We start from the raw sequence: 9,099 nt of genomic DNA on the forward strand, positions 1-9,099 counted from the left end.
TAAAAGATCTCGAGAAATTGATTAATAGATTTTTAGTACCAGTTCGACCGGGGCGTAAATTCAAAAGAATTATACGCCGCCAATCAGCTGAACCATTATTCTACCGATAACCCAAAACAACTTAATACCTTTCAGTAGGCAGTCTCCCCAGACTGTCTGTTTGCCTTTTTCAAAAATAGAATTTTTGACCGTAAACCCGAGAACTGGCTGTATTGTGTTTGGAATTATCATGGCTTAAATGATACACTATTCTTAAGTTTTTTACTATCTAAATGACATTGGGACGGGGTTAGTGGACCATAAAGCTTATTTTGATAAATAAGGCCAAAAATTATAATATTTATATAGAAGAGGACAAGATCTGATAAATAGTGCTCCAGAGAGGCGAAGAGATGCATTTTGTTGATGCAAAAGGTATTTTGACAGGAAAAGGCGGATACTACGGAATGAATATATACCGCGGATGTAGCCACGGTTGTATTTACTGTGACAGTAGGAGTAAATGCTATAGGTTTACACATCCCTTTGAAGATATTGAGGTGAAAAGGAATGCTCCTGAGCTATTAGAGACAGCACTTAGATCAAAAAGAAAAAAGTGCATGATCGGCACAGGATCAATGTCAGATCCATATATGCATTGCGAAAAAGATCTTAAGCTTACAAGGCGCTGCCTGGAAATGATACTGCAGTATGGATTTGGGGTAGCGATCCAGACAAAATCAGACCTTATACTCCGGGATATTGACCTCCTCGAAGAGATCAACAAAAATGCGAAAGCTGTAGTCGAGATCACACTTACAACCTATGATGATGATCTGTGCAGGATTTTAGAGCCCAATGTCTGTAATACCAAACGGCGCATCGAAGTATTGGAAAAGCTTAGGGAAAAGGGTATCCCTACAATAGTATGGCTGACACCTATACTGCCATATATTAACGATACAAAAGAAAACATAACGGCTATCCTCAATGAATGTGTAAGAACAGGCGTTAAGGGAATAATAGATTTTGGCATGGGCCTCACCCTTAGAGAAGGAGACAGGGAATACTATTATGCAGCCCTTGATAAGTACTTTCCGGGAATGAAAGAAAGATACATAAGAAGATATGGTAACGCTTACGAGCTTCCAAGCCCTAATGCCAAAGAATTGAGGGCACTATTTGAGGATATATGCATGGAGAATAATATCCTATCAAAAGCTGAAGACTGCTTTGCATTTATGCAGGAACTACCGGATAAATATGAGCAGATTAGTCTCTTTGATTTATAGTAGAAGCAGTATAAAATTGGAGTTTACTTTTGATGCTGAGAGCATTAAAATTAATATACTGTAACGGATAATTGTAAAAAAATCACGACATTGAAGTGCGTCCCTGCACTTCAGGACATGTCGGGATACTTCCTTGTATTCACGACATTGAAGTGCATCCGTGCACTTCTGAGCATGTCGGGATACTTCCTTGTATTCCTGGAGGTGCAGGTATGGAAACACGTGTGGCTGTTCTGAGCATTATCGTAGAAGATGATAAGGCAGTAGGAGAGCTTAATGAGCTGCTTCATAATTACAGAGATCATATTATTGGCAGGATGGGTATCCCTTATAAGCAGAAGGGTATTAACATTATCTGCATTGCCATTGATGCACCTGCTGATGATATCAATTCCCTGACAGGAGCGCTGGGACGCATTGAGGGAATCACAGCCAAGGCCACTTATTCCAAGAACTGATCTGTGGCAGATCATTTAGACATAAGTTTCAACTGACATTTGAGAGGTAAACTTAATATCGATTACACACATCCCCTGACGCCGAAACGATAACTTGAAGTGAAAGATAAGATGCAGCAACTGAATATGTATGTTCTTGCGCTGTTCCTTAACTAGGGGGGAACAGCGCTTTTTAAATTAATTAGTCCTCTTGATGAATAATGCAGCAATGATATATGAGTATGGCGGATTATTAAAATGCATGAGAAGTGCAAGAGGATGAAAAAGAGAGGTATTTATGGGGTTAAATGAAACACCGTCCGGAGAACGGACACATATAGGCTTTTTTGGATCAAGAAACGCCGGTAAATCCAGCCTTGTTAATGCAGTGACAGGACAGGAGCTGGCTGTAGTATCAGATGTACTGGGCACTACCACCGATCCTGTAAAGAAGGCTATGGAGCTGCTGCCACTTGGTCCTGTGGTCATAATAGATACGCCGGGCTTTGATGACGAAGGAGCTCTGGGACTTAAGAGAGTACAAAAGACAAATGAGATATTAAGGACTTGTGATATAGCAGTGCTGGTTGCAGATAGCATTAGGGGCATGTCTGAAGCAGACAATGAACTGCTGGAGCTGATTAGGAATAGAAATATCCCTTATCTTATAGTATGGAATAAGACTGATCTGGGATCTGAGCTTACGGCGCCTGAAGGCGCAGCCCTTGTCAGCAGCCTGACAGGAGAAGGCATACATGAGCTTAAGGAGAGGCTATCAAAGCTGATACCGGATAAAAAAGAAAAGCAGCTTGCAAGCGACCTGGTTAAACCAGGTGACCTGTGCGTACTGGTATGTCCCATTGATGAGTCCGCACCAAAAGGTAGGCTCATCCTGCCCCAGCAGCAGACAATCAGGGATCTCATGGACCACGGAGCTATACCCATAGTAGTAAGAGATACAGAACTGGAGCAGCTTTTGAGTAAAGAGGGAATAAAACCTTCTATTGTGATCACTGACAGCCAGGCATTTAAAGCGGTCAATGCCATAGTAGCGGATGAGATAGCACTCACTTCCTTCTCAATACTAATGGCCAGATATAAGGGTTATCTAGAGACAGCGGTAAGAGGGATAAGTGCTGTAAAAGATCTAAAGGATGGTGACAGGGTTCTCCTGGCAGAAGGCTGTACACATCACAGGCAGTGCAATGACATAGGTACGGTAAAGATACCTCGCTGGTTAAAAGCATATACCGGCAAGGATCTGATAATAGAGACCTGCAGCGGCAATGAGTTTCCAGATGATCTGACAGCCTATAAACTTGTTATCCACTGCGGCGGCTGCATGCTCACTGAGACAGCAGTGACTGCAAGAATGGAAGAAGCTGTCAGTCAGAACGTGCCATTTACCAATTACGGCATAGCTATCGCATTTATAACAGGAGCCTTGGAGAGAAGCCTTCGTCTGTTCCCTGATCTTCATAAGCTGCTGGAATCTATGGATACCACGCAGAGTACCTTGGAGGGAAGGGGATGACAGATAAGATAAAGGAGCTGATCCTGCGACTTGATAAGGATAGGAGTTTGTCTCTTCCTGAATATGAAGAACTGATCAGGGATAGGGATAGTGAAGCAGCAGAGCTTCTGGCAGAGCTTGCTCTTAAAAGAAAAAAAGAAATATTCGGAGATGCCATATACACCAGGGGACTTATAGAGATCAGCAGTATTTGCAAAAACGACTGTATTTATTGCGGTATAAGATGCAGTAATGACAAGGCTGAGCGCTACCGCTTGTCAGAAGAAGAAATCCTGGATTGCAGCGATGAAGGTTATGAACTTGGTTTTAGGACCTTTGTGCTCCAGGGAGGCGAAGATCCCTATTATACTGACGAGATCCTATGCAGTATAGTTCAAAATATTAAAGCAAAGCATCCTGACTGCGCTGTGACACTATCAGTAGGAGAGAGAACGAGAGATAGCTATCAGGCACTCTATGATGCAGGAGCAGACAGATATCTATTAAGACATGAGACAGCAGACCCTGTTCATTACGCAAAGCTTCACCCCGCATCAATGTCCTATGACAATAGGATGAGATGCTTAAGAGATCTAAAGGAGATAGGCTATCAGGTAGGCTGCGGCTTTATGGTAGGCTCTCCTTATCAGACACAGAAGGAGCTGGCAAGGGATCTGAAGTTCATAGAGGAATTTGGGCCCGCCATGTGCGGCATTGGACCCTTTATACCGCACAGGAATACGCCCTTTAGGGATGAGCAATCAGGCACAATGGAGCTGACACTTTATCTCTTATCGGTGCTAAGACTGATAAATCCAAAGCTGTTACTACCGGCAACAACAGCTCTTGGGACAGTTGATCCAAGGGGCAGGGAGAAGGGGGTTTTGGCCGGAGCCAACGTGGTCATGCCTAATCTCTCACCACGTTCTGTCCGCAAAAAGTATGAGCTTTATGATAATAAGATCTGCACAGGTGAAGAATCAGCTCAGTGCAGGGGCTGTTTGGAGCTACGCATGGAATCCGTTGGGGCATATCTGGCAGTAGACAGAGGGGATGCTCCGGGTTACACCATATAAAAAAATGTAGGAGAAAGAAGAGGTATTTCAAAATGGCTAAATATGATCCAAAATCACTTTGCGCTGACGATTTCATCAATGATGAGGAAATCCGCGCAACACTGGAGTATGCAGAGGCAAACAAGAACAATGTGGAGCTGATCGATCAGATCCTGGAGAAGGCACGCCCTGTCAAGAACGGTAATGGCTGCACCTGTGCGGGTCTTACTCACAGAGAGGCATCTGTCCTTCTGGCATGTGAGATCCCTGAGAAGATCGAGAAGATGTATGAGATAGCTGAGGAGATCAAGCTGGCATTCTACGGCAATCGAATAGTGCTCTTTGCTCCCCTTTATCTGTCCAACTATTGTGTGAACGGCTGTCTCTACTGCCCTTATCACTTAAAGAACAAGCACATAGCCAGAAAGAAGCTGACCCAGGAAGAGGTACGTGCAGAGGTAATCGCACTTCAGGATATGGGTCACAAGAGACTGGCTATTGAAGCAGGCGAGGATCCGGTGAATAATCCTATTGAATACATCCTGGACTGCATCAATACCATTTACAGTGTTCATCACAAAAACGGAGATATCCGCCGAGTAAATGTAAATATCGCAGCTACTACAGTTGAGAATTACAAAAAGCTTAAGGATGCAGGTATTGGAACATACATCCTCTTCCAGGAGACCTATCATAAGGAAAGTTATGAAAAGCTCCATCCTACAGGACCCAAGCATGATTACAATTATCATACAGAGGCCATGGACAGAGCTATGGAAGGCGGCATCGATGATGTAGGCCTTGGAGTACTCTTTGGACTGGAGCTCTATAAATATGAGTTTGCAGGACTGATCATGCATGCAGAGCATCTGGAAGCTGTACATGGCGTAGGACCTCATACTATCAGTGTTCCCCGTGTAAAGAAGGCTGATGATATTGATCCTGATATGTTTGACAACGGTATCGATGATGAGACCTTCACCAAGATCGCAGCCTGCATCAGACTGGCAGTACCTTATACAGGCATGATAGTATCTACCAGAGAGTCAGAGGATGTACGTAAGAGACTGCTCCAGGTAGGTATCTCACAGGTTAGCGGCGCATCCCGTACTTCCGTAGGCGGATATACACAAGAGGAGCGTCCTCATGATACAGAGCAGTTTGACGTATCCGATCAGAGGACTCTGGACGAGGTAGTGCGCTGGCTCATGGAGACAGGACATATCCCGTCATTCTGTACTGCATGCTACCGCGAAGGCAGGACAGGCGACAGGTTCATGAGCCTGTGCAAAAACGGACAGATCCTCAACTGCTGTCATCCCAATGCCCTCATGACTCTGGCAGAGTACCTTGAAGACTATGCTTCAGAGGAGACAAGAAAGATAGGCTACAAGATGATCGAAGAAGAGATGAAGAGGATACCAAAGGATAAGGTACGAGAGATTGCCCAGCAGAATATCAATGATATCCGCTCTTCCAACAGAAGGGATTTTAGATTCTAAATAACTGAATAATATAAAGAAAAAAGAAATCAGCGAAAAAGGAGAAGCATTTGTGGTCACCTCAATATGCCTTCTCCTTTTTTTTCTAAAAAATTCGATATACATAGTAGCTTAGAATGATTTTGGGATCATTGTCGCAGATTACTCTACTGATAAGATTCAAGAGGAAGCATATATGGAGATGATCATTTTTACAAAAAGCAGAAAGTATATCAATTATATAGAAAAGAATGCTATTCCCTATCTGAATTTTATCAGCGGGGAAGAAACTCTTGTAATTAAATGCAGGACTATTGATGAGGCCAAAGACGCTATTATAAGGTCTCAGCGCATGAGCGCTTACTGCATGGACATCAGGGACGAGGACGACCTTGTTGCTTACAGGGAGATCATGACGGATAATAAGAGGCTGCCTGTACTCTTAAATGCTGCAGCAAGCATAGCTCCGGTCAAATATGTCGCAGGAGGCGTAAGCCCCGATACCCTGATCAGGATATATGAGCTAGGGACCGTATCTGACAAGGCCAAAAATCTGGAGGCTCTTAGAGATTATCTGAGAAGAAGGGTGATAAATGCTGATAAGCGAATGATCCGGGGAAAGGTCAGGGAGGATGGCAGGACCATAACTTATAATATCGCAGTAGCGGATATTCTATGCTTTAAGATGAGGGACAGGAATAATTCCTATGTCTATGCCAGGCGTGAAAACGATGAGCATAAAAGGGCAGGGGATGAGAGCTACAAGGGATACATAGTATGCAGCGTAAAGGGTAATATACAGACGCTCACTGATAAAATGGGTCCTCATTTCTATCTGAGCAAAAGAGCGAGCCTTATAAACAAGATAAAGATAAAAGGCGCTGATACCAAAAAGTCCCTGATATATCTGGAGGGTCTTGCTGAGGGGATAGCCGCATCAAGAAAGCAGTCTATGGAAATAGCGGATATTATAGGCCAGGGCAATATCTCATGAGGACTATCAGAAAAAGAATATATTGAACATGAATCTGGCAAATAGGCCCAGCAGCTTTAGCTGCTTATAAATGGCCTATTTGCATACATTCTTGGATTATTTATCCAAGAATGTATGCAATATGATAGGAGCGCTATTGCTATATGAACATTATTGATTTATAATCAATATATGGTGAATATAATTTACTTACATACAATTTATAGTGTTATTGAATGGATTTTCGGAGCATAGCGCAGACCTTTCTGAGCTATGCTCTTTTATTTGGGAATACAACTCAATAAGGGGATGGGAGGGGATTGCATGAAGAAAACTTATGTCATCGACACCAATGTTCTGATCCAGGCGCCTTATGCGCTGGAATGCTTTGAGGACAACGATCTGGTATTGCCGTTGGTAGTACTGGAGGAGCTGGACAGACTCAAGAATGCAGAAGGTGAGAAGGGTGCCAACGCAAGGGCAGCGGTGAGGTACCTGGAGAATCTAAGACAAAAGGGTGATCTCTTAAAGGGCATCAAGAATCAGGGAGGAGGCAGCGTAAGAGTAGAGAAGAATTGTGTCAACATCCCACTTCCCGATGATCTTCCTGATGATAAGAGTGACAACCGAATATTGCAGGTCTGCATGGGCATATCTGAAAATAGCAAAAAGGCTCAGATAGTCCTGGTCACAAAGGACCTGCTCCTAAGGATCAAGGCCCATATCCTGGGTATCAAGGCAGAGGATTTCACAACAGAGCAGATAAGCGATGAAGATGAGCAGTACATCGGAAGGACAGAAGTATTTATCCCCGAGGAACTGGTCAGTGACTTTAAAAAGGGCGGCGCAGATATTACTGGCCTCTATCAGGTGGATGAGACAGGCAAAAAGATCCCTGTGACCCTTCACGAAAATGAATTTCTCATATTAAAGCCTGATCAGTCTGACAGAAAGACTCTCCTTGGAAGGGTCAAGAAGGGAAAGGCGGTTGCTCTTAAATATCAAAAGTGTAAGCCCTACGGCGTTACTCCCAGAAACGTAGGTCAGTATTTTATGCAGGAAGCACTTATGGCCAGCGCCCAGGAAGCGCCTCTGGTAATCGTAAAGGGTATGGCAGGTACAGCCAAGACCTTCTATTCACTGGCTGTAGGCCTTGAGAAGGTATTCAATAATGTTACAGGAGAATACAGGAGGATCATCGTCTGCAGGCCCAATGCCCAATTTGATGATGATATAGGCTTCCTTCCAGGAGATGAGCAGGAAAAGATAGCTCCCCTTATGAGACCTATTATAGATAATCTGGAGCAGATACTGGATTCTGATGAAGAGGCCAGATACGGAGATGAAGAAGAGCTGTCAGACAAGGTGGCTGAGATATTTGACAGAGGCATTATCCAGACAGAAGCCCTGAACTTCATAAGAGGCAGGTCCATAGCCAAGACCTATCTCATAATAGATGAAGCTCAGAACATGACTCCCAATCAGGCCAAGGGTATCATCACAAGAGCAGGCAGGGATACCAAGATCATACTCCTGGGAGATCCCAATCAGATAGACAAGCCCTTCCTTGATAAGAGGACCAACGGCCTCTCCTATGCGGCCAAGTGCATGAAGGACTCGCCTTTCTGCTTCCAGCTCACATTATCTGCAGAAGAATGCGAGAGATCAGCTCTTGCCATGGATGCTATCAAGAGACTGTAATAATATGACGTAAGGGTCAAAAGTCATTTCGATTCGAGCTTGCTCGAAATCGAATATGAATTTATGACCCGCAAAACATGAGCAAAGTAGCACGTAGTGCGGATTTGCGAATGTTTTAGGATTGTGAGAGTTTCGAAGAAACGGAACAATCCGTTAGTCATAAGGTGTCAAAAGGAACTTTTGACACCTACCTCATAATTTTGAATGGATGTATATAGGCATGCTAAGAAGAGGGGGGATGTAATCCTATGATGTAAATACACAGATATATTTCAAAAAGTTTAATAAGCGCTGCTGCAAAAAAGAACTTCTGCAGCAGCGCTACTTTATTAATGCTGAAGTGAAAAGTTAAATTCCACTTCAAAAACGTCATTCTGAAAAGTGGAAGTTACTCTTTCAGAAAGGCGTTTTTTCTTTGGCATAGTTCCCAAAAGTTGAATTTACTGTTACAATAATTGCCTGTCAGAGGGTTTTAAATCCTCTGATGGCATATTTCTGGACATGACTAATAAGCGAAACTCAAACGTACATTTTGCGGGTGTAAGAGTGAATTCCACTTGGTTGTGTGTGGTTATTGACTTGTCATGTCCGATTTGTGCCTTATGCATTTAGAGTTCCTTTTACTTTTTCTTTTTGAGTAAGTAGGGTTTGAGTATCACTTCATCTTT

7 protein-coding genes are annotated in these 9,099 nt (G+C 43.4%); all 7 read left to right on the plus strand.

The annotated features are described in order from the left end of the window. Positions 1-392 precede the first annotated feature (392 nt). Positions 393-1,271, plus strand: coding sequence for an SPL family radical SAM protein (locus G636_RS0114150; protein WP_026508578.1), 879 nt, complete (start codon positions 393-395; stop codon positions 1,269-1,271). A gap of 212 nt (positions 1,272-1,483) precedes the next feature. After that, positions 1,484-1,729, plus strand: coding sequence for a TM1266 family iron-only hydrogenase system putative regulator (locus G636_RS0114155; RefSeq protein WP_026508579.1), 246 nt, complete (start codon positions 1,484-1,486; stop codon positions 1,727-1,729). Between the two features lie 277 nt (positions 1,730-2,006). Beyond that, positions 2,007-3,242: a [FeFe] hydrogenase H-cluster maturation GTPase HydF gene (hydF, locus tag G636_RS18740; protein WP_051227046.1), complete on the plus strand. Its 1,236-nt coding sequence runs from the start codon at positions 2,007-2,009 to the stop codon at positions 3,240-3,242. Next, on the plus strand, positions 3,239-4,297 hold the full coding sequence (hydE, locus tag G636_RS0114165) for a [FeFe] hydrogenase H-cluster radical SAM maturase HydE (RefSeq protein ID WP_026508580.1): 1,059 nt from the start codon (positions 3,239-3,241) through the stop codon (positions 4,295-4,297). Before hydF ends, hydE begins: the two co-directional genes overlap by 4 nt. Positions 4,298-4,329: 32 nt before the next feature. Next, the gene (hydG, locus tag G636_RS0114170; protein ID WP_026508581.1) at positions 4,330-5,778 is read left to right on the plus strand and encodes a [FeFe] hydrogenase H-cluster radical SAM maturase HydG; all 1,449 of its coding nucleotides are present in this window, start codon (positions 4,330-4,332) and stop codon (positions 5,776-5,778) included. 175 nt (positions 5,779-5,953) lie between these two features. Beyond that, a complete protein-coding gene (locus tag G636_RS0114175) occupies positions 5,954-6,751 on the plus strand; it encodes a hypothetical protein (RefSeq protein ID WP_026508582.1) in 798 nt (265 codons plus the stop codon). 303 nt (positions 6,752-7,054) lie between these two features. Further along, positions 7,055-8,431 carry a PhoH family protein gene (locus G636_RS0114180; RefSeq protein ID WP_026508583.1) on the plus strand — a complete coding sequence of 459 codons (1,377 nt, stop codon included), beginning with the start codon at positions 7,055-7,057 and terminating at the stop codon, positions 8,429-8,431. Positions 8,432-9,099 lie beyond the last annotated feature (668 nt).

This window comes from Butyrivibrio sp. MC2013 (assembly GCF_000424585.1).
In the GTDB taxonomy this organism is placed as follows: domain Bacteria; phylum Bacillota; class Clostridia; order Lachnospirales; family Lachnospiraceae; genus Butyrivibrio.

Bases quoted from the DNA above. Each gene is read 5' to 3' on its own strand.
- G636_RS0114155 (WP_026508579.1), top strand. From the start codon at position 1,484: ATGGAAACACGTGTGGCTGTTCTGAGCATTATCGTAGAAGATGATAAG.
- G636_RS0114150 (WP_026508578.1), top strand. From the start codon at position 393: ATGCATTTTGTTGATGCAAAAGGTATTTTGACAGGAAAAGGCGGATAC.
- G636_RS0114175 (WP_026508582.1), top strand. From the start codon at position 5,954: ATGGAGATGATCATTTTTACAAAAAGCAGAAAGTATATCAATTATATA.
- hydF (WP_051227046.1), top strand. From the start codon at position 2,007: ATGGGGTTAAATGAAACACCGTCCGGAGAACGGACACATATAGGCTTT.
- hydE (WP_026508580.1), top strand. From the start codon at position 3,239: ATGACAGATAAGATAAAGGAGCTGATCCTGCGACTTGATAAGGATAGG.
- hydG (WP_026508581.1), top strand. From the start codon at position 4,330: ATGGCTAAATATGATCCAAAATCACTTTGCGCTGACGATTTCATCAAT.
- G636_RS0114180 (WP_026508583.1), top strand. From the start codon at position 7,055: ATGAAGAAAACTTATGTCATCGACACCAATGTTCTGATCCAGGCGCCT.